The sequence below is a fragment of the Paenibacillus aceris genome, from assembly GCF_017874035.1.
GTDB lineage: Bacteria > Bacillota > Bacilli > Paenibacillales > NBRC-103111 > Paenibacillus_E > Paenibacillus_E aceris.
This window is the reverse complement of the sequence record NZ_JAGGKV010000021.1, coordinates 78829-99867: the sequence shown is the minus strand read 5'-3', so window position 1 is coordinate 99867 and position 21039 is coordinate 78829. Positions and strand designations below refer to the sequence as shown.

Annotated in this window: 15 protein-coding genes and 1 pseudogene; 1 reads left to right on the top strand and 15 read right to left on the bottom strand. The window is 44.3% G+C overall.

Annotated elements, in window-relative coordinates:
- Nucleotides 1-4 precede the first annotated feature (4 nt).
- The 13 genes and pseudogenes from J2Z65_RS27750 to J2Z65_RS27690 form a co-directional block, all read right to left on the bottom strand.
- Complete coding sequence (locus J2Z65_RS27750) at nt 5-976, bottom strand: aldo/keto reductase (RefSeq protein ID WP_167068747.1); 972 nt, start codon at nt 974-976, stop codon at nt 5-7.
- A gap of 260 nt (nt 977-1236) precedes the next feature.
- Nucleotides 1237-3803: pseudogene (locus tag J2Z65_RS27745) on the bottom strand (metallophosphoesterase).
- A gap of 3 nt (nt 3804-3806) precedes the next feature.
- Nucleotides 3807-5072, bottom strand: coding sequence for a class I SAM-dependent methyltransferase (locus J2Z65_RS27740; protein WP_167068750.1), 1266 nt, complete (start codon nt 5070-5072; stop codon nt 3807-3809).
- A gap of 199 nt (nt 5073-5271) precedes the next feature.
- Entirely contained in the window at nt 5272-7359 is a 2088-nt protein-coding gene (locus tag J2Z65_RS27735; protein ID WP_167068753.1) for a TerD family protein, read from the bottom strand.
- A 320-nt stretch (nt 7360-7679) separates the two neighbouring features.
- Nucleotides 7680-8441 (bottom strand): glucosamine-6-phosphate deaminase, encoded by a 762-nt coding sequence (locus J2Z65_RS27730; protein WP_240160089.1) that lies wholly within the window; start codon nt 8439-8441, stop codon nt 7680-7682.
- Nucleotides 8442-8478: 37 nt separating this feature from the next.
- Nucleotides 8479-9306, bottom strand: a complete 828-nt coding sequence (locus tag J2Z65_RS27725; protein ID WP_167068759.1) for a sugar phosphate isomerase/epimerase family protein — start codon at nt 9304-9306, stop codon at nt 8479-8481.
- A gap of 27 nt (nt 9307-9333) precedes the next feature.
- A complete protein-coding gene (locus J2Z65_RS27720; protein WP_167068762.1) occupies nt 9334-10656 on the bottom strand; it encodes an ABC transporter substrate-binding protein in 1323 nt (440 codons plus the stop codon).
- Nucleotides 10657-10773: 117 nt separating this feature from the next.
- Complete coding sequence (locus tag J2Z65_RS27715; protein WP_167068766.1) at nt 10774-12348, bottom strand: response regulator transcription factor; 1575 nt, start codon at nt 12346-12348, stop codon at nt 10774-10776.
- Nucleotides 12323-14134, bottom strand: a complete 1812-nt coding sequence (locus J2Z65_RS27710; protein WP_167068769.1) for a cache domain-containing sensor histidine kinase — start codon at nt 14132-14134, stop codon at nt 12323-12325. The genes J2Z65_RS27715 and J2Z65_RS27710 overlap by 26 nt, the downstream gene beginning before the upstream one ends.
- 35 nt (nt 14135-14169) lie before the next feature.
- Entirely contained in the window at nt 14170-15015 is an 846-nt protein-coding gene (locus J2Z65_RS27705; protein ID WP_167068771.1) for a carbohydrate ABC transporter permease, read from the bottom strand.
- Nucleotides 15012-15968 (bottom strand): carbohydrate ABC transporter permease, encoded by a 957-nt coding sequence (locus J2Z65_RS27700; protein WP_338111831.1) that lies wholly within the window; start codon nt 15966-15968, stop codon nt 15012-15014. The genes J2Z65_RS27705 and J2Z65_RS27700 overlap by 4 nt, the downstream gene beginning before the upstream one ends.
- 37 nt (nt 15969-16005) lie before the next feature.
- Nucleotides 16006-16902, bottom strand: coding sequence for a sugar phosphate isomerase/epimerase family protein (locus tag J2Z65_RS27695; RefSeq protein ID WP_167068774.1), 897 nt, complete (start codon nt 16900-16902; stop codon nt 16006-16008).
- A 64-nt stretch (nt 16903-16966) separates the two neighbouring features.
- On the bottom strand, nt 16967-18007 hold the full coding sequence (locus J2Z65_RS27690; protein WP_167068777.1) for a Gfo/Idh/MocA family protein: 1041 nt from the start codon (nt 18005-18007) through the stop codon (nt 16967-16969).
- Nucleotides 18008-18447: 440 nt separating this feature from the next.
- Between J2Z65_RS27690 and J2Z65_RS27685 the strand changes: the two genes are divergently transcribed.
- Nucleotides 18448-19137, top strand: coding sequence for a YHYH domain-containing protein (locus tag J2Z65_RS27685; RefSeq protein ID WP_167068780.1), 690 nt, complete (start codon nt 18448-18450; stop codon nt 19135-19137).
- A gap of 156 nt (nt 19138-19293) precedes the next feature.
- Here J2Z65_RS27685 and J2Z65_RS27680 read toward each other — a convergent pair whose 3' ends face one another.
- Together J2Z65_RS27680 and J2Z65_RS27675 are read right to left on the bottom strand one after the other, a co-directional pair.
- Nucleotides 19294-19536 carry a hypothetical protein gene (locus tag J2Z65_RS27680; RefSeq protein WP_167068783.1) on the bottom strand — a complete coding sequence of 81 codons (243 nt, stop codon included), beginning with the start codon at nt 19534-19536 and terminating at the stop codon, nt 19294-19296.
- Nucleotides 19537-19791: 255 nt separating this feature from the next.
- Entirely contained in the window at nt 19792-21018 is a 1227-nt protein-coding gene (locus J2Z65_RS27675; protein ID WP_167068786.1) for an RtcB family protein, read from the bottom strand.
- Nucleotides 21019-21039 lie beyond the last annotated feature (21 nt).

Below are 21039 nucleotides of genomic sequence, written 5' to 3'. Positions count from 1 at the left end.
CTTATCAGCCTCTATAAAAATCCCGAATCCAGCGATGCGGCTTCAGCTTCTCAAGTTGTGCCTCGGTTAGTCCTTGCCCGTCTCCCACCCGCATATTAGCCTCCACGTTTCGAACGGAGCGCATACCCGGAATGACTGTTGATACAGCGGGATGGCTCAGTACGTACCGCAGTGCGGTTTCCGGCATTTGCTCCATAGAAATATCCAGATCAGCAGCGATCTTCTGAACGCGGTTATACACCTGCTGCTTGCGGTCGCCTCGGAAATAGCTGTTGCGGAAGTCGCCTTCGCTAAAAGTCGTATCCGGCGTAATGCGCCCCGTCAAACCGCCTTCATCCAGCGAAACTCTGACAATGACGCCGACGTTGTGCGCTGCACAGGCAGGGAGCAGTTGATCTTCAGGACTTTGATCGAAAATGTTATAAATAACCTGCACCGTATCAACGAGCCCGGATTCAATCAGCTTAAGGGCATTGTTCGGTTGATGATCGTTAATCGATATGCCAAAATGGCGGATTTTGCCCTGCTCTTTCAGCTTGCGGATCCCTTCCAGCCAATCTCCTTGCCCCACCCACTCGTCCGACCAGACGTGGAACTGCTGCACATCAATCGTCTCTAGGCCCAGATTGCGCAGGCTTTGCTCCGTACTCGCAATGACATGCTCCGCCGTAAAAGCCTCCTCTACAGGTACGCCATCACGTGCTGGCCATTGTCTATTTTTCGGAGGGATTTTGGTAGCCACATAGATAGGCTTATCGTGGGCTTTCACGACTTGCCCCACAAGTCGTTCACTGTGACCGTCTCCATAGCCCAAGGCTGTATCTATAAAATTCAATCCCAGCTCGATAGAACGATTTAACGCTTGAATCGATTCGTCATCGGATGCACCGATCCAAGCTGTTTTACCGATTCCCCATGCGCCATATCCGATTTCCGATATCTGTAAGCCCGTTTTTCCAAGAGTTCTATAGTTCATATGCAGCCCTCCATCCATTAACTGTTTGCTTTCACTGCTATTATACAGGGAAAGGAAAAGCTGCATAAGAACTGAAAAAGTTGTCAGTTAGTAACGTTGGAGTAAGTATGGGAGGAGAAGTAAAGGAGGAAAATAAAGACCGCCAGTTTCACCCTGACGGTCGTTTTGAGTAAGAGATAGATTACTAGTCAAGCTAAAAGTGCGTGCTTATTCCCGGTTAGCTTCCGAATAATTGATCACCTCAGTTACTCTATCAAAGCCTACAACCGAGGATCCATCTCCCTCTCCCCAGCAACCTCGAACAGCAAATTCGCAACAACTTCCTTATACTTGTCATGATCCGGTGTGATCTCATCGAACCTAATCGAGAGCATCCGATCCCCAAGACGATATTCATTCATCGAGGTGCGAAGCTTTTGATTTATGTTCTTTTGTTTCATCAGCTTCTTGTACTTGTGCGGGAAACGGTAGTCATAGCCGTAAATGATCGACAAATAGTCCTTATTGCGAACCTTCATATAAGGCGCCAAATTGGCTTGGATGACTTCAGGCTTGATCACGACGCCTTCCATATAGTTATCCACAGTTAGCCTTGAAAAGTAGCACTCAGCCTTTTCATAGCAATCCGGATCGGCAAGATCCAGCAGTAGAAACTCATCCTCCGACAAAAAGCTGTATACCTCCGAAGTCTTCCAATCTGGGATGCACTCTTCGCCGTTTTCATAAACGATTTTCAACAAAGCAAAAGGTTTGTAGGTAAGTTCCCCGTCTTCCGCATATAGGTTTGGTACGCTTGAACATGCTGCTTCACCGGAACATAGGAGCTCAGAATATCGTGGACATTCTTATAGTTTTGATAAATGTGTGAGCCGTATTTGTCACTGAGCGAGGTCTTGGACATGTTGTACTGATCCTTCTCAAACCCGCTTGCCCGGTAATCGGCAGTCAACTTGTCAAATGCTTGCTCAAAGCCATTTTGCTGCAAAAAAGCCAACTCGCTCTCCAAAGCCTTCTCAATCGGCTTGAACTGCCTTTGAATCAACCCGTCGCCGATCGCTTTCCACGGCAGCAGCTCGCCGTCCAGAATGAGCATTGCGATCTGATTTTCTTCCATATAAGCGCTGAACTTATGCTGCAGCGTTCCATAGATTTCCGTCAAATCGACCTGGTTGATGCGATAACCATTACGGCTGACCGCAAAACACTGGTCTATATCCTTATTCAAGTAAATATTACACCGTGAACCCATGTACTTCGGTTGTAGAACAACCTTTGAAGCACCCCTCTCCGCAAAATAACCCAAGCCACAACGCAAAGATTCCAAGTCCTGCGCAGCCTCATCCTTATCAGCCGGAGACATTGTCCCTGAGATGAAGTTGACCTTATTCCTGGACACGTAATGCAGTCTGCGAATCTCATCCTCACCCATATCTTGCAGCGACACCTTTCTCTCTTCATGAAACAAAGTCTGAAGTGCATCCGTCATCACGGTTTGCTCGGACTTCTGTGATTTCATGAACGGCTTGTATGAAATGCTGACGGAAGTCAACATATGACCATGCGCACTTCCTGTGTCGATATGGATTTTGTTTTTGATACGGAACGCATTTCTGGCGGCAACGTGCCCGAAAATGTGATACGGATGATTCTTCACCGCTTCATCTCGGAGAAAAGTAAGCTGCTCCTCCAATGGCGCACTACGATCAATGCGATAATTCCGCTGATGACGAATCGAATTCGCGTCCAATTTGCCCATATATTTGTTTTTGCACGGGGCATGTGTCACGTAAAAGGAAGGACTATTCAGGCCATTCAATCGATAAAACGGCTTAGCAATCGCTACCAGTTCATTAAACTTCTCAAGCAGCACCGCATCCTGCGAAAGCAATTGTGTTGAATCGAAGTAAGTATGAAGCAGTTCTTGATCGACCCCGCCGATCTCTCCCCGCATGAACTTATAAACAAAATTCTCATGATTCCCCATGACAAACAGAAAGTGCTCCTGATTTTCATATAGAAACTCAACGATTTCCCTCGTCTTCTTCCCCTTATCGATCCAGTCTCCGACAGAGATGATCTTCATATGGCGTACTTTATCTGTAACCACCAGCTTGTTACCCTCGATTCTATAGCCGTAGCTCAGCAGAAGCGCTTTAAGTTCATCCACACACTCATGAATATCACCTATGACAATATACTTCATGTTTTGTGGGAGAATTGTTGAAAGGTATTCCTCTTGATCTTCAATAACCACTTGGTAGGCAGGTTTCGCCCCACCCTCAGTCAACGAGTAAAAGTCCTTATAACGGACTTTATGAATCTTGGAGTACCCCTCCCGTGAGAGTGAGCCCAGCACTTCTTTTCTCAACCGATTAATGTGACTTGTAATCAGTTTCTTCGAGCGATCCGAGGCATAATAATCTTCGCGCTTGCGGTAATCAAACAGAATAACTTCCAAGTTATAGTTATTGGCATGCGCAATCTCCCGAACCTTAGCACGGAATTCCTCGGCCAGCCCCGTCGTATCCACAATTACGAATTCCGCGTTGACCGGGAATGAAGTAGCCATCTTCAGCTTCTCAAACAACAGATGAAACGCCTGCTCACTCGCCTCCAACATCACTTGATCATATTTATCATAGTCATAGCCCAAAACCTCTTGGCGGAGGCTATCGGAAGATAAATACTGCACGTTTGCTTTTACATTCCTAGACTCATCAGCGAACCTCAACCCGGGAATCAAGACTTCCTTCGCGAAAGTCGTTTTCCCGCACTCCGTTGACCCAATCAGCATGAATATCGTATGAACTTTGGTTTGGATCTCCATCTCCTACGCCCCCCTTTTCTTAAGAATAACGCCTTGCGTTGTCTGGATATGATTGACCCCGTCCCCGATGGAAACGAATTCATAGTCAAATCTGGTTTCACAAATGACATCCATCAACCACTGTTGGAACTCTTCCTGCCCCATCTCCCATTTATGATCCTCATGCCGGAATCCTGGCAGCTCGTAATACACATTGAAGTCAGAGTTAGGCGTCGTAATAATAAAATGGTCAAAATCAACCTGCTCGCAAATGTGCCGAATCAGCCCCTTGGCCTCATCCTCACTCATATGTTCGATGACTTCCGTCAAAATAATATCGACCTTTTCCCCGTTATAAGCTTCCAAGAAGCGGTCAATCGAGCTGAACGGGACGATATTGTCGATCTCTTTGGATTTGGCTTTCCGGGTAACCGTTTCGAGCAGTTCCTCATTAATATCAATCGCGTAGTAGGTACCCTCAATCTTCGCCGAGAACGGAATTGCATAGAAGCCTTCTCCACAACCAACGTCCAAGATGGACTTGTCAAAAGGAAGCGCACGAGCAATATAATTCCTCCGCTGCAGTCCCGTACCCCCATAATCAAAACGAATATCGTACCGGCTTGTGTTCTCCAGCTCCGTTTTGTAATTCTTGAAGCGTTCTTTTGAAGATAGGAAATGGCGAACAAACAAGCTGCGAATATAAAATGGCGCGTCAATTACATTGATACTCTTGATATATTTATCCAAAATGCTTTCTGAGATATCGATATATTCGTTGCCAAACATGGATAAAAACAAGCACAGCACACTCACGGCATGCATCAGATGATAGAGGCTTCGCCGTGTTGTAACCGTAAGCGAGTAGCTTTTGTGAGCTTGATGCACGATTTCAAACGTAAAGTCTTTCAAGTATTTTTGGAAAAACTCCACGTACCGTACCATTTCAATATGAATCATATTGATATAAAAAGTATGCTCGTACCCTTCTACATCCCGTTCGTCCTGCGCCTTAAGCGGAGCCGAGAAAAACTCATTAATTGCATTTAACGGAAATAAAGGCGTGTTATAGCGAGATACATTGAGATATTCAAAGTTCTCTTGTTCGTTTTGTTTATACGAGATTTCATTATCCGCATCCTTAAAATACACATTGAACGCGGAGGCGTCCGTATACCAGCCATATGCCATACCCTTCCGAATGGATCGGAGCATGACACCGGATTCCGGGTTCTTTTTGATGATAAAAGAAAGCTGCGGGTTGGTCGATCTTACTTGAACAATAGCCATCGTTATCTTCCCCTTGGATATCAAAGTATAAAAAAAGGCCATGGACTCCAAAGTCCATGACCAGGTACATACAGCTCACACAGAGAAACCAGCAGAAATGCCTAGTTGAATCCGCCCGCGCTAATACCAGATGAACCGATGAGAGATGATTGATATATACAGTTAACTGCAACCCCAAATATTGTAAACGGAAAATTCCTCAAGCAATAAACTCGGCCATAATCCTACTAATATCAAAAGGAGTAATCCCCTCACTCACCGAAAACACCGTCTGAGCCCTATCGGCATCTTCCACGATTCGGCCCCTAGCCGCAGCATGAAGCATGAATAGATCATACAAATTAGGCTTTATTAACGAGGTCATCGCTTTCCCCATTAGGACCATGCCTTTTTGATTACCCTCTACATTGTTGTAAAAATGAGGGTGCTTTTGCAGCGCTAAGTCACACCAAATGACCTCCCGCTCCACCAGATCCAAAATAACCGGAATCGCAATCCTCGTATCTGCTGCAATATCAATGCGATCCATCACAGTCGAAGGTTCAAAAACTTCCCCAGAGTTAGGATGCTTCCGCATCATCCAGCCCGCAAAACATTCAGGCAGATCACAGTAAGGCTGCTCCGTAAAAGAATTCAATGAGGCGACAACATAGCGTCCACCATATTTAACAACAGAGGGAATATCCAAATCTATAAACTCACATGCCCCAAAGGGCGCAGATGTAATATCCCCGCTATGAGCAGCTTTATATTTATTCGAGCGCAGATTCGTGTAAGAGATATGTTCGACATACTGCCAGTGCTCATCATACATGACGGCAGAGAGGTCAATATCGACTCTTCCTGTATGCTTTCCACCAACCGTCCCTTCTTTCCACCATAAGAAAAAGCGGATCGTGTCGCCCTCCGGCATCTCAAGCCGACTGCCACGAACTATCGTACGAAGCGCCTTACTTGCCGATCTTTGTGAAAAAGGCATCACATATTGCTTCAATCTCGCATCAACATACACGTCTCCCAATGAGGGAAGCTCGGCGAATCGAGTGATTAACGTGCTTTTGCACGTTTGTACGATCGTTTCACACGCTGCCGCTTCAATGTCAGGAAGGATATTCGGGATGGCAACTGCATTGCCCACATTCCCCTTCGGAAAGAACGTACGCAGGTCATGCCTTTCATGCCTATGGCCAAAATGAGCCATCACTTGAAGTAATACGGGAGTTGATATTTGTTCTGCAACTTCAGCAAACTTTTCAACAACCGGCGTGAAATCCTCGTTGATTCTAAGCAATTGATCCAGCCGTCTAGCGAACTCTCCGGCACGATTTTTCAATAGATCGGCAGCCAAACTTGTATCTTGCATGCGGAGCACATGTTCAACCCTGCCACCAAATGTTGCAAAAGGCTTATTATTTCGAAGGATATCAAATGCTTCCTTGCAGCCTTCATATTTATTTTTATACTCAGCAGGGTGTAGGATTTCTCCAAGACGGATCCAGCGATTTTTATAGCGCAGCATATCCTCAATCCTGTTTCCACATTGCTCCAGCAGCTCCAGCAGCAACCGCCTTTCAGGGCGCTTAAACTTCCGAAACTTTGTGTTCGTTGCAAGACTTACATCCCCGTCCGATAGGGCGACAACTAACCGCAGTACATCCGTTGCAGTCGTCATGTATTTTGCTATGTGCTTGATGTTGGCCTTTTCGTATTTGAGGAGTGCGCCCACGACAAACCCCACATTTTCTTTCATCGGGATCTCATCCGGCAATACAGTACTCAGATCATCATACATTAAGATCACCAATTCAATATCTACCCTATCCAATTCGGAGATCGAGCCTTTCGCCCCAATGAGATTACGCATATTTTGATCAAAATCTGCCAAGCTTCCGAGATCTATAACCTTCAAATCCACCTGATCCAACAGCGGGAACCTCTCCAAGGCTACATGTTCGGGCAGCTGAAATGTTACATAGTGAAGAATGGCGTTCACGTAAAGCTCCGCTTCACTTGCCAACATCACTTGTTTCGGGAAATTCGGATACATAGGTTTGAAGTTGACGTTCGCTCCTATGAGCGATTTCAAATCCATTACAAGCTGATGATACAGCTCGGTAAACGTTTCAATAGATAAAGTCTGAAGCACTTCCATAAGCTCTTTGGAAAAAGTAAATCCTAAGTACTCTATATTTTTCATTGCTGTAGCGATATATGTTCGAGGAAGGCGGCTATGACCAGGATGTACAATGAGCTTCCTATTTCTTCTTAAATAAACGGTATTTCTCATTTTGGCATAACGCCTCCTCTTGGGATTTTAATAAAATCAGGTAACTTGCATCTCTATTTCGCCCAATACGATTAATTTAGAAGGAAGAGATGCAATAGCCTGATCGGGTATCATTTCAGGAAAGCTGCCGCCCTAGATACCAGGGATGTTGTAGAAGGAAGGACGGCAATAGCCTGAAGCGACGGATGGGAAATGTTTCTTGATGTCATCTTCCCACAATTTGGATGGCGCGAACATGGTGAAAGTATTACGACGTTGGTTTTTTGTGATTATTGAGAGAAAGAAGTGCAAAAAAATAAGCCCTAGAAAAGGGCTTATCCTTAGTAGGAATCTAAATCCACATACAGGCGGCAGGAGGAATGATGACGCAAGATGGAGGCCGGACAGCTCGTCGATATCGGCTCGTACAGCGTTCTTCGAACGGCTTCCCGCTTGTTCTGACCGGGAACCATACAAAATAAATGTGCCCCTGATAGAAGTGCAGGAATTGTTAAAGTAATGGCATGAGTAGGCACATCTTCTAAAGCAGTGAAGCAGCCGTCGTTAACTTGCTGCAAGCGGCAGGCGAGATCGAGTTCAACCGGCTTTACCCAAGAGCGGTCCCCGAAATCGGCAACAGGCGGGTCATTAAATGCAATATGGCCATTCTCTCCTATGCCTAGGCAGACAATGTCGATTGGCTTTTCCTGAAGCAGTGCTTCATACCTGTCACACTCAGCTTTAATGAGGTTCGTAGAATCAATGAGATGAACGCTCGCAAAAGGCACCTTCTCAAACAGCCGATGCCTTAAGAAGGCACTGAACATTTGGGGAGCTCCGGCTGGAAGTCCAATATATTCATCCATATGAAAGGCTGTTATTCGGGTCCAGTCTATCCCATCGATCAGAAGAAGTTCCTCTAAGAACTCATTCTGGGAAGGTGCCGCTGCAAAGATCATTCTAATCTCGTTTTGGCTGCTTAACAGTTCCTTCACAACAGCGGCCACTTGGGCAGCGGCGGCTTTGCCTAGCGACTTTCGATCTGAAAATACTTGCACACTCAATTTCTCAACATGACTCGAAAGTACAGTTTGAACTTCCAACGTTTCTATCCTCCTAACTATGCACTTCGCAGTTCGTTCATATCCAATCTTCATCGATCGTTTTCAATAACCCTTTTAATGCCTGACTGGCGATTTCGAACAATTCGACAGGCGTATGATCCGGGTACATACCTGAATAGACCAAATGGGGCTCTAAGGATAAAAATCCGTCATATCTCAAACTTTGCAATTGCCCCAGCAACTCGATAAGATGCCCGTCTCCCTTTCCAGCGGGTACTTCTTTTCCGTTGTTAAGTGTGACATCTTTAACATGAATGTAGGAGATATAAGGCTTAAGTGTATGAAAGGCTTCTACCGTGGAATTTACCCCGCTCTGCAGGAAATTGCCCGGATCGAAAGCTTGACGCAGGTTTAGTGAAGCACAAGTCTCCAGCACATCTAAGCACCGATCTGGTGTATCTCCATACATACCTGATTCATTCTCAAGTAGTAAAATGACATTCTCCTCTTCCGCTCGTTTGACCATCCGCTTTATTCGGTGCATGACCTCTTCGCGATGTTTGCTTAATTCATCTCCCGGTGGCAATATAAAAGAAAACATGCGGATAAATTTTGTCCCGAACAATTTGGCTACATAGAATGCTCTTTCCAATGCGAGAAGATGATCTTCGAAGTCATCCAGAATGCCGATTTTGCCTATGGGGGAACCGATAGCAGATACAAGCATCTGATTGCTCTCGAGTGCTGCCTTTACTGCTAGCAACTCTCCATCTTTTAATTTAAGCACATTGGTATTCCAGACACTTCGAAATTCAATATGCTGAATCTGTTCCCCCTTGCACACAGCTATTTGCTGCATGAGATCAGGGGATATCTCATCTGCGAATCCTGTCAATTTCATCATAGGAAGACCTCTCATATCATTCTGGATCTATTGATACTGTTTACTCATTTCTACCAACTCGTTATACGCTTGCTCCGGCGTGGATTTACCGAACATTAACTTTTCCGTAGCGGTTACGTAATCTTTGGCTCTCCAGCCTGACCATTTTTCAGGTGTAAAAGGAAATGGCGGTGCATCCTGAGCCCCTTTGGTCAGCAGATCAACTCCCATTTTGTCGGCAGCGCTGAAGCTGGGTGATACGTGATCAAGAACTTTGCTTGAGACAGGAACCCCGCGACTGGTGCCAAGAATATCGCCCGCTTCATTGCTGTTAATAAACCAGTCAACGAATTTCTCCGCTTCCGTCTTGTTGGGTGAGTTAGAGCTAATGCTCCAATACATGGAAGGAGTTAGCCAGCCTCCTTTTTGTTTCTCCTTAGGAACGGTTACCATCGCATACGAGCCAGGGCTCATACTGTCTAACGCCGTAGACTGTGCGGCATAAAGCTGTCTGATTAAGACTTTATTTTTAACCATCAAATCGTTTTGCGGATCTAAATCTTGATTCGTAACCGAAACTTCCGGTGGGGGTACAACGCCCTCTTTTCTTAATTGCGCATAAGTGGTTTGGAATTTAATAAAGGAGTCTTTATCTAGATTAAATTTACCGTTATCAAGAATCATACTGCCTTTACCTTGACTAATCTGGTACATGTCTGCCATTTCAATATTGGTTGTGGAATCCAGTAAAGCATAGCTGTCTTTGCCTAGTTTAGCCTTGGCGTCCCGTCCGAACTGGAAATACTCATCCCAAGTCCAATCATTATGCGGTGCCGTAATTCCCAGCTTATTAACAAGTACTTTATTGTAAGCCATCCCATTAATGTTCTTGCCAAGCGGAATAGCATACAGCCTATCATTGACTTTACCCGTGTTTAGTAGAGATGGCTCCATATTAGAAGTATTCGTATTTTTTAACTCAGCTAATTGATTATTGGTTACATATTGATTTAGATAAGCCGGGTCCATCTGATAAATGTCCGGTGCATTTTTCGCCGCAACCTCAGTCGCGAGCTTATCCCAATAACCATCCCAGCCAGAATACTCAGGTTCAAAGGTAACATTCGGATGCTGCTTCGTGTAGAGATCAAGAACCTTCAAAGTCAAATCATGCCTTGTCTGCGCACCCCACCAATCAATTCGCAATTTAACCGGTTTGGCAGCATCGCCTGCACTTACGGGGGCACTTGACACTGCAGTGTTCTCACTGCCTCCAGAAGCTGTTTCCTTTGGAGTACTGCAAGCGGTTACAGAAAACATAGAGATGGCAAGCATTCCAGGTACAAGAACCCTTTTTACCGTTTTTCTCATGCAATAATTACCCCTCTCAACTGAGTATGTCTAACTGGATACACTATCATCTTAATGTCTGTGACCGAGGTTGGGTATGCGGGAAACTTCCGAACTATTTCAAAATATTCTAATCCTTCAATTCTTCACTAAGTCCGTCGGCGTATGGCCTGTTATCTTCTTGAATAAGGTGCTGAAATAAGGAATATTCTTATATCCGACTTTCTCAGCAATCTCATAAACAAGCCATTTTCCGTCCAGAATCATTTCCTTTGCTTTCTCAATCCGCACCCTTGTCAAATACTGATTGAATGTTTCACCGGTAACTTTCTTAAAGATGTAGCACAAATAGTTTTTCGAAATGGATACAATGTCCGCTAACTCCTCTAATGAAATCTCCTCTGTATAATGCTCATGAATATACGCAATAATCGTATCCATTGCTTTTTGATGCTTAAGGTTGTCCTTATATTTGCGACTTTCTAGAATGACATCAATAATATGATTCAACCATAGCTCAAACTGGATAACCGATGTGATTTTGTCCAAATCATTTTGCAGCGTATTGGTGGGATAAATGTCGTTCAGTACAACACCCGCATCGAATAAAGTATAAGCAAGAATAGTCCACATTTCTTTGGTTTGCTGCTGAAGATGCTCTTCGGGTGCCAGCTTGATATCCCGCAAATGAACGATGTAGCTATTCACCAGCTCTTTCGCGTAACTCGACTTAGAGTTTCGTATCGCTTGTGCGAAGTCATGATAAAATGCCAACTGAGTTTCGTTCCATCCAGAGTTAACTGTTGCAGCTTGCGTTTGTATGGATAAAAAGGCCTCGGTTTTAGATTCGCATATTCGCTGCCAATGATCCTTTACATGACCGATTCCGATTAAAATGTTGACCTTTACATATCTTTCTACACATTCACGCATTTCTTGGCATAAAGGATTAACTCTTTTTTGATTTATTTCGTCTGGCACTTCTCTATCGCCATGTAAAATAATCGCCATATATCTTGTCTGCAGTTCGACAATTTGCGATTTTGGCCATTCCTTTTGCAAAACCTCATTGGCTACATTGCCAACGGAAAATCGCAGCAAATTCCAGTCGGAAATAGAAGTTTGATCACTCCGCTGATCTCTAAGTATCTCTATACCAATTACGAGATGCTTTCCATTTAACCAGTAATCCGGCTGCATACCTAGCAAGCGTTCATGGTATACACTTTCTTTGTAAGTCCCGTCTACAATCGACTTGATCCATTCTTTTGTGACGAATGGTTCGTAGCTTAGCAGCTTCTTGTAGACTTCATCCATTTTTTCTTTTTGAATGACCTCTTCTTCTAACCGGTGAATCATTTTCTTCATGACGGTGTGCAGCATTTCAACGGATGTTGGTTTCGATAAATAATCATCCACATCCAAGCGTACGGCCTGTCTGGCATATTCAAAATCGGAATATCCGCTCAGAATGATAATTTTACCTTGAAATCCCTCTTCCCGTAATTTCTCAATCATATCCAAGCCGTTTAAAACAGGCATATAAATATCGGTTATCACGATATCTGGACATGTGGCACGGATGAGCTCCAGCCCCTTCTGTCCATCCTGCTCTTCACCGATAAACTCCAAGTCAAGTTCCGCCCAAGGGATGATTTTTCTCATTCCCCGAAGCACATTCGGATCATCATCGACGATTGCCACTTTCCACATATTGTTCTCTCCAGTGATTTGAATTTTCAATTCTTGGCTGCCGAATACAGACTTCCGTGCCTTGCCCTGGTTCACTTTTGATATGGATTCCGTATGTACCGCTATAATAAGCATCCATCCGTTCCTTCACGTTCCGGATTCCATACCCGCCTGTTTTCCGACGTTTTTGGTTTTCCCACGCTTCCTTCATTCCTTTACCATTATCGGTAATCGTGAATAAAATGCCCTCAGCTGACTCAACAGCCCGGATGACAATTCTCCCCTGCTGTACGCCATGCAGACCGTGCATGACGGCGTTCTCCACAAAAGGCTGCAGCGTCAATTTTAAAATATAACCATTCAATATCGCTTCCGGCACTTCGACAACGTAATCAAATTTATTTCCCAAACGAATCCGCTGAAGCTCCATGTAACAGTGTATATGTTCCAACTCTTCTTGAACTTCAATTAAATATTCGCCATTGGAGAGACCAATCCGAAACATACGCCCCATTAATCCCACAACTTTGCTAATTTCAAAATGGCCAAGCTCAATCGCCATCCAGTTAATCTGATCGAGCGTGTTATATAAAAAGTGCGGATTAATCATAGCTTGTAAAGCCTTTATTTCAGATTCTTTCTGTTGAATATAGCGATTCTCCAAGGATTGAAACATTTCTGCATTGCTGTCGAGCATATTTTTATAGACGATAAAAATCGTTCCGAATTCATTGTGGTAATCACTAGGAAGCTGGGTCTTCTGGCTGCTTTGCGGAAGTTTTTTATTGAATCGGTTCATTTCGCGCAATAGGATACGGATCGGTCTCGTAAACTGATTAGACAGCACCAGCGTTAAAATAATGGCAAATCCAATTGCGATTAGTCCAACAAATAATAAAATCGTTGAAATTTTTGTACTTCCTCGGGTTATTTCCTTCCAAGGTGTAATCTCTACAAGTATCCAATTCGAATTATAAAGCCGCGTCCAAACAATTAGAGAGTCATTGATTTCCTTATCCTTACTGCTGCCGAAACGAATATGGGCATTTCCCGTCCTGCTGTTATCAATACGGTTGAGTATCAATTCCTGCATGTCAGGCCCAATAGAGTAATCTCCGAGTGTAGAAATAATTCTGCCCTTAAAATCCATCATGACCCGGGTACTGGATCGATGCGTACTGTCGCTGATTTCATCTTTTAATAAATTCCGAATTGCCGAAGACTTCATATGGAACGCAAGATCACCTTGATATCGACCTGTGTACGAATATATTTTCCGAATAAAACTAATAACAGGTGTCGAGCCATCCTCCGTGGTCATACGACTCTCCGGTATCCAAGTAAAATCCGTATCTTGTATTAACGGATACCACGATTCCTCCTTCAATGCCTCGATGCTTTTGAAATTGACAGGAGTCCCTGAAATTCTCATTGGCTGATGAAGGACGTACAGATCAATGGACTCAATGATGTTGGTGCTGAACACAATATTAGCCATATACTCTACAACCGTTTTCTGCTGCTGATAATTGGAATAACTGTCCCCCTCTGCACCTAAAAAGCTCTGTACATTCGTATTCCGGGATGCTGCAAGTGAGATTTGTTCAATTGAATTCATTTGCGTAACGATCTGTTTATTCAATTGATTTAATAGATTCTGCTGATAATACGACGTATTACTGACTAGCTCTCGAGCAGAATAATTGTAGCTAATTACGATAACAGCAATGATCAGAATCACAATCAAACAGGCAAAACTGCCGAATAACAAGTGGTCGATCCTGTGTCTTTTGAAAGGGTTATACATGACCTGCACCTCCCTCCCTCCATCTGTGCACTTTCCTATCCTTTAATTCCTGTTGTTGCAATTCCTTCAACAAAGTGACGCTGAAGCATAAAGAAGATGATGGTTGCTGGAATCACTGAGATTAAGGACATCGCGAGCAGTTGGCCCCAAGGTAAATTGCCCTGGGTATCGATAAACATTCTTAAAGCCAAAACAACCGTGTAGTTGCTCACAGAGTTCAAATAAATTAATTGGCCAAAGAAATTGTCCCAATTCCAAATAAAGCAATAAATCCCTACCGTAACTAATGCCGGCTTGGTTAAGGGCATAACGATTTTCAAGTAAATGCCGAACGAAGAGCTGCCGTCCATTTTGGCTGATTCATCCAGCTCTCTTGGAATACCACGTATGAACTGGATGAGCAAGAAGACAAAGAAGGCATCTGCCGCCAGCAAGTGGGGTAAAATTAACGGCCAATACGTATTGATCCACCCCAGCCCGTTAAACAAGACATACTGTGGAACAAGTGTAACTTGACCAGGGAGCATTAAAGTAATTAGAAGAATGGAGAAAAAGAACTTTCTCAGCGGAAAATCAAGCCGCGCAAATCCAAAAGCTGTCAAACTGCAGGAAAAGATGGTGGTCACCAGAATTGCAAGCATTAATTTAAAAGAATTCAAATAGAAATGGGTGAACGTATACCGAGGGATGGCTACCCACCCTTTCGTATAATTGCTCCATAACCATTCCTGAGGAAATAAATTGGGGGAAAGCAGCTCCGTGTTTGACTTGAGTGAAGCGCCGATCCACCAAAATAGAGGGTAGAGCATCAATAGACCCACCACTAACAACAAAAGATGAGTTAAGGGAGTTTTCCAGCGGACGGATGCCCTCACGATCATTTGGCTCCCCCCGTTTCCGATTCGTAATGAACCCAATATCTTGTGCTGGCAAAAATAAGCATAGTAAAAAGACCGATGATGACCAGTAAAATCCAGGCTAACGCCGAAGCATAACCCATCTCAAATCTTCCAAATGCTCTTTGATACAAGTACATGGCATACATGTAGGTTGAGTTCATCGGCCCGCCTTTGGTAATAATGAAGGCCTGAGTAAAGGTTTGGAACGAGCCAATGGTTTGCATAACCATGTTGAAAAGTATGACGGGAGAAATCATCGGTAAAGTTATGCTAATAAACTGTCTAGGTTTAGAGGCCCCGTCTATTGATGAAGCTTCATAGAGCTCCGCTGATATCTGTTTCAACCCTGCCAGAAAAATGACCATGGATGAGCCAAATTGCCATACATCCAGCAGCCCGATAGTCGGAAGCGAAGTTGCAGGATTGGATAACCAAGAGGTGCCGTGGATACCAAACACACTTAAAAGTTGGTTGAAAAGTCCCTCGGTGCCAAATATGTTTTTCCATAAGATTGAAACCGCCATGCTCGTTCCAATTAATGACGGAAAATAGATCATCGTTCTGTACGCAGATATGCCTTTGATATTCCTGTTCAGGAGCATCGCGACAAACAGAGCGAAAATCATTTTCAAAGGTACCGTAAATAAAACAAAATTGATCGTCACCTTCAGAGATTGCCGGAAGAGATCGTCATTCATGATGATTGTTTTGTAGTTTTGTAACCCAATCCACTTGGGTGATGCTAATAATGAATACTTCGTTAATGAAAAATAAATGGACTGAAAGAACGGCCAAACGGTAAGAAAAGCGATGCCTATCAGCCAAAGAGAGATAAACATATACCCCTCGATTGGAGATTCCCAACGTTTTAAAAATCGGTGCCGTTTCTTTCCCTTGGAAGGAAATGCATTCAAAGGGGCATTTACTTTACTCACGCCATCACCTCATTGTTAACCGCATTTTCGAAACCGCTTACAATCCATTCAAGATCTGCTTAACATAATCCAACGACTCCAAAGCGCTGCGATCCAGATTTGCCTCGCTGCCGCCGCCGACAAGCGGTGAACACATTTCGTAGGACAACGAGCCTTGGTATCCTACTTCGTGCAGGGCGGCGATGAATTCTTCGTAGTTTATGCTGCCCTTTCCGATGGGGATGGAGATCATTTCAATGCCATTTTTATCAAATGTCACCGTTTCAGAAACATACTTATACTTCTCTCTGCGAATATAATCGGTGAGATGCGTATGAACAATCATCCCTTTAAATTGAAGTACCGTTTCACGCATGGGTCTAAAATGGTTGTCGATGAATGGCGCATCAAGCACCACTTTGGCGTTAGGTTCGTTAACCTCAGCCATAAAATCGAGCAAGCTTTCGGGATCGCTGGCAATGCACGAATGATTCTGGACACCAATGGTAATCCCATAGGGCGCTGCCATTTGCGCGCTCTCTTTTATCCCTTTTACACAAGCATCCCATTGGCTCCGGTAAGGTATCCCTTCCTTAAAATATCCCGTATACGTTCGAACAAGAGAACAGCCCAGATCGGAGGCGAGCTCAATGATACTCTTCATGTACAACAGCTCTTTTTCCATATAAGCCATATCTTTATGTTCGAAGAAAGCAGAAAAATCATGGTAACTGGCTATACAAGCCAGCTCTAATCCCTTCTCCTCTAGCAGCTGTTTAATTTCTTGTCTTTGCTCTTTATCCAAGTCGAGAGGTGAACAATGCGGTCTTTTGGCAGCAAACTCCACACTTTCAAAGCCTAGCCGAGATGCTTTTTCAATAAATTGCTTTAAGGTAAGAGCAGTCTGTCCACCCCAAGTCCCCGAATAACTAACGGAATGTAAACATGTTTTCAATGGTATCCCCTCCGACTAATGTTGGTATGAAACAAAAACTCGTTTTGAAATCACGAAACCGGAATTACTGTAAAACCATAATTTGTCTTCTCTCTTTAGCAGCAAATCGAGTAATTTCAATAACGTGAATGGATTTCATCCCTACCTGACCGTCCGCTTCAAAAGCTTCTCCTCTCAGGATTGAGTCAACAAAATCTTGATGTACGTTTGCAATGGAGCCCCCCCCGTTAAGGGCATGCTCAATCGTACAGTTCTTTACTTCATTCGGTTTGCAGCTGAACATCTCGGATTGGTAACCCTCTTTAAGTTGGACAACTAATTTCCCAATATCAAAGTTATAGCTTGCATATCCCGCAGTTCCATTGACTTCAAACAAATAAATAGGCATATCCGGACCTGAGTAGGAACAATAGGTCGTTTCCAATACAGCTGTTACGCCGTCCTTTAGCCCGTAAATGGCCGTTGTTACGTCGTCGCCTTTCATTGTTGCGTACAACGTATTGGAATATGCCTGGACCCACTGGATATCACTGTGCAGCCAAGCGAACAAGTCGATTAGATGGATGCCAAGTAGATCCAAAGCTCCCGATGCATCATCCATACGCCACTGCCCTGCACGCAAATTCTTCCCATTGCCCGATATCATTTTGCCTCTAAAAGAGATGATGCTGCCAAAGGCGCCTTCAGCAATCATTCGTTTCATCATTCGAAATGCGGGATCTCCGCGAAAACACATGTATATGCCTAAATTGCGAGCGGACTTATCCGCCGCGGAAATCATCCTTTGCGCAGCCATGATGGAATCAGCCATCGGCTTCTGGCAAAGTACGTGCTTACCAGCCTCAAGAGATTGGATCGTTACTTGTTCATGAAATCGGTTCGGTACCGCAACGTCAACCCAATCAACAGCTGTATCCGCTAAGACATCCTTCAGGCGATCCGTCCAATTGGGAACATTCCACTTCTCTGCGAACTCTTTGGCAACCTGTGCATTCGTGTCACACACCCACTTCAACTCAGACCCTCGCAGCTTCTTATGAATGGGTACATGCAACCAGTCCGCAATTCCACCTGTACCAACTAAAGCTGAGGTTAAAAGCTTCATTCGCTCACATCCTAATTAGAATTTAAAAGATCAACGAATCGTCTTGCGTGGCAGCTCACTCATAATGTTACAGCCTTCACCGTTTGTTGGGTATGAGGGGAACTTCCGATTTCTTTCAATATTCTCTAATGGTCGCATGAAAGCAGGCTTTGATCGTGAGGCAAAACAAAAAAACCGGAAACATTCGCTTCCGGCCAATCGTGTTTCTATGGATTGTTTGTCTCCATATCCTACTCGAATCTGCGCACCTGGTTCAGTTGTTCCTTCTAGCCGTCCTCCTTACGGATACGAGTAAGCGCCGCTTACCGTAGATTTAATCGTTTTGCCGCTACCAAGTTCAGTCGGATTAATTAGGGTCTATAAATAAAAATTGATCATACTTGAAATATCTGGTACTATCACACAGGTAAATAATACTAGATTTTAGGGGGTAAAAGTAAATGAAATTCAGGCAAATCGGACTACTAACATTAACATTAGTTGCAACATTATCTTTATCACAATCTGTTTATGCTCACTCTGGTAGAACAGATTCCAGTGGAGGGCATAACTGTTCAGCAAGCTCGAAGGCCAAAGGGTTATGTTCTGGCTATCATTATCACAATGGCGGCTCTTCGTCTGGAAGCAGTTCATCATCAGCATCATCCGGCGGGTCAACTTCCAATACTAAACCAGTAACCCCAGTAGAAACGATTCCAAGTGGACATCTCAAGGTTGGAAAACCAACATACAGTATTAACGTAAATGGTACTTCAATTGCAAATTCATCCATTAAATATCCCGTCATCTCTTATAAAGACGTTACTTATTTTCCAATGACATTTAAGTTTACTCAAGCGCTTGCTCTAGAAACAGTATGGGATGCTGAAGTTGGGTTCGTCATTCGAAAGACTTCCAATAAAGCTGGAAAGCTTGAACTTGACTATGGTTCTACAAATTCAAACCTGTATGCTAGTCAACCAGATTTTAATATCTATGTGAACGATGCATGGATTGATAATGGATCAGAGGAATATCCGTTGTTGGTATTAAACGATGTGACTTATTTTCCAATGACATGGCACTATGCCGTTGATGAGTTGGGTTTAACCATAAATTTTGAAAACAACACTTTTTATATTTCTAAATAAGCGAATGAAAATAAACCCCACCTACTTTAGGATGGGGTTTTGGGGCTATTCTCCTTCTTACGGGAATTGCTTAGGAATTGGACTATATTATCCTCATTAGGCACACTTGCCTTAGATTTTTCGTCTACGACTGATTTCAAGCATTGCAACTACCTGCTATTCCAAGCCATCTAAATCCTTCATACGTTCAAGCCTTACAAGATCAGATTTAGAGAATCCCAGATCCCACGTCTTTTCCCTACAATAATGACAAGAACAATGTACCTTACCTTTTGCAAACTTCCCTACACAGTCTTCAAACCAACCGATTCGTTTTGCAATCTTACTCTTACGGTAGATAACCCTTTTTCGATGATGCCGGTAATACGCTCGAGTACGATTTTTAACTTTGCTTTTCATTCCATCACGCCCCTTGGCAGAAGGCCCAGCCTGCAAAGGAACCAAGGGGATCCATGCTATCCCTTACAGGCTAGGCGTGATGAAACTATAACAATGATTTAACACCATTAATCACTCCAGTAGTAAAATAGTAAAGCTCGATTCAGTCCCTAATCAAATTCCCATTGAAGGGAAGCCGACCGAAGTCGTTGAAGCAGTCAAAGCCTGCAATGTCTGGTTTACAGGGCAGGAACTGCAGTGCTGGTTAGATCACTATTAATCCTTATACGGATCAAACTCATCCGCTCCAGCCATGCAAACACCGATCGGTTTCAGCACGTGCTTGACCTCGATCGTCTCGGCATGGGCATCCAGCACTTCTTGCAGCTTCCGATAGACAAAAGGACTCTCATCCGTACCCGCGCCGCGCAGCTCTACACCATATTCCCGAACAGCCTTCATCATTTGCTCCGTACTGATTTGACCGCCGCTTCGGGCGCGGGTTCTCCAGTTCATTTTTCCTGCCGCCTGAGTCCGGCTCATGGTCCGCCCCGCTCCATGCACGGTGCTATAATAAGAGTCCCGGTTCTCTATGCTATCCTTACCTTCTACAATAACGGAAATATCCCCCATACTGCCGCCGATAAAACCAACCTGACCAGGTGCCGAGGGAGTTGCCCCTTTACGGACGACCACGACTTCTTTGCCGTTGTGCACCTCTTTCCAAGCATAGTTATGGTGGTTATGCACCTCTTGGTCCGCTTCCGCTCCTATTATCGCCAAAACTTCCTTAATTACATAATCCCGGCCAGCATAGGCGTAACGTCCCGCCAGCCTCATCGCGCGATAGTACATATCGCCAAGCTCGCTGCTTAGATTAAGCAGGACAGGCGACTGATCCATCTTCTCACCGGGGGCGTTCGCGAGAAACTCTCTGCCTGCAGCCAAGTTGATAAAGCCGCTTGCCGTTTTGTGTCCGAAACCGCGGCTCCCGAAGTGATTCGCAACCCACAACCGGCCGGTTCCCGCTTCTTCGAACAAGTCTACGAAGTGGTTGCCGCTGCCGACTGTACCAAGCTGACTCTGCGCCAAAGCTTTCAGCTTGTCGTGCTCTTGTTTGCCTACCGCGTTATAAACAGCCCAATCCGGATCATCGAAAAGGTCATGATCGACCTTCTCCTTATTCACACGTCCCACGCCGAAAGAGATTTTGCGGGCGATCTCATCCATTAACTTTGCCAATGTTGGCTTGATATTTGGGGCAAACAAGTTAGTCCGCACCGCTTTATTCCCGCATGCAATATCGTATCCCACACCGGAAGGAGAGATTTGCCCATCGTATACGACAACCCCGCCAATCGGCTGGCTATACCCTTTATGATGGTCCGCCATAAGCAGAGTTTGAACAACATTGCCGGTTTCCGCACACGTCTTTGCTTGAGCTAGCGCTCCACTGTCGGGATTTCCCCAGACACGAACGCCGTCTATATTTTGATAAGCCACGATCTTTCAACTCCTACTTAC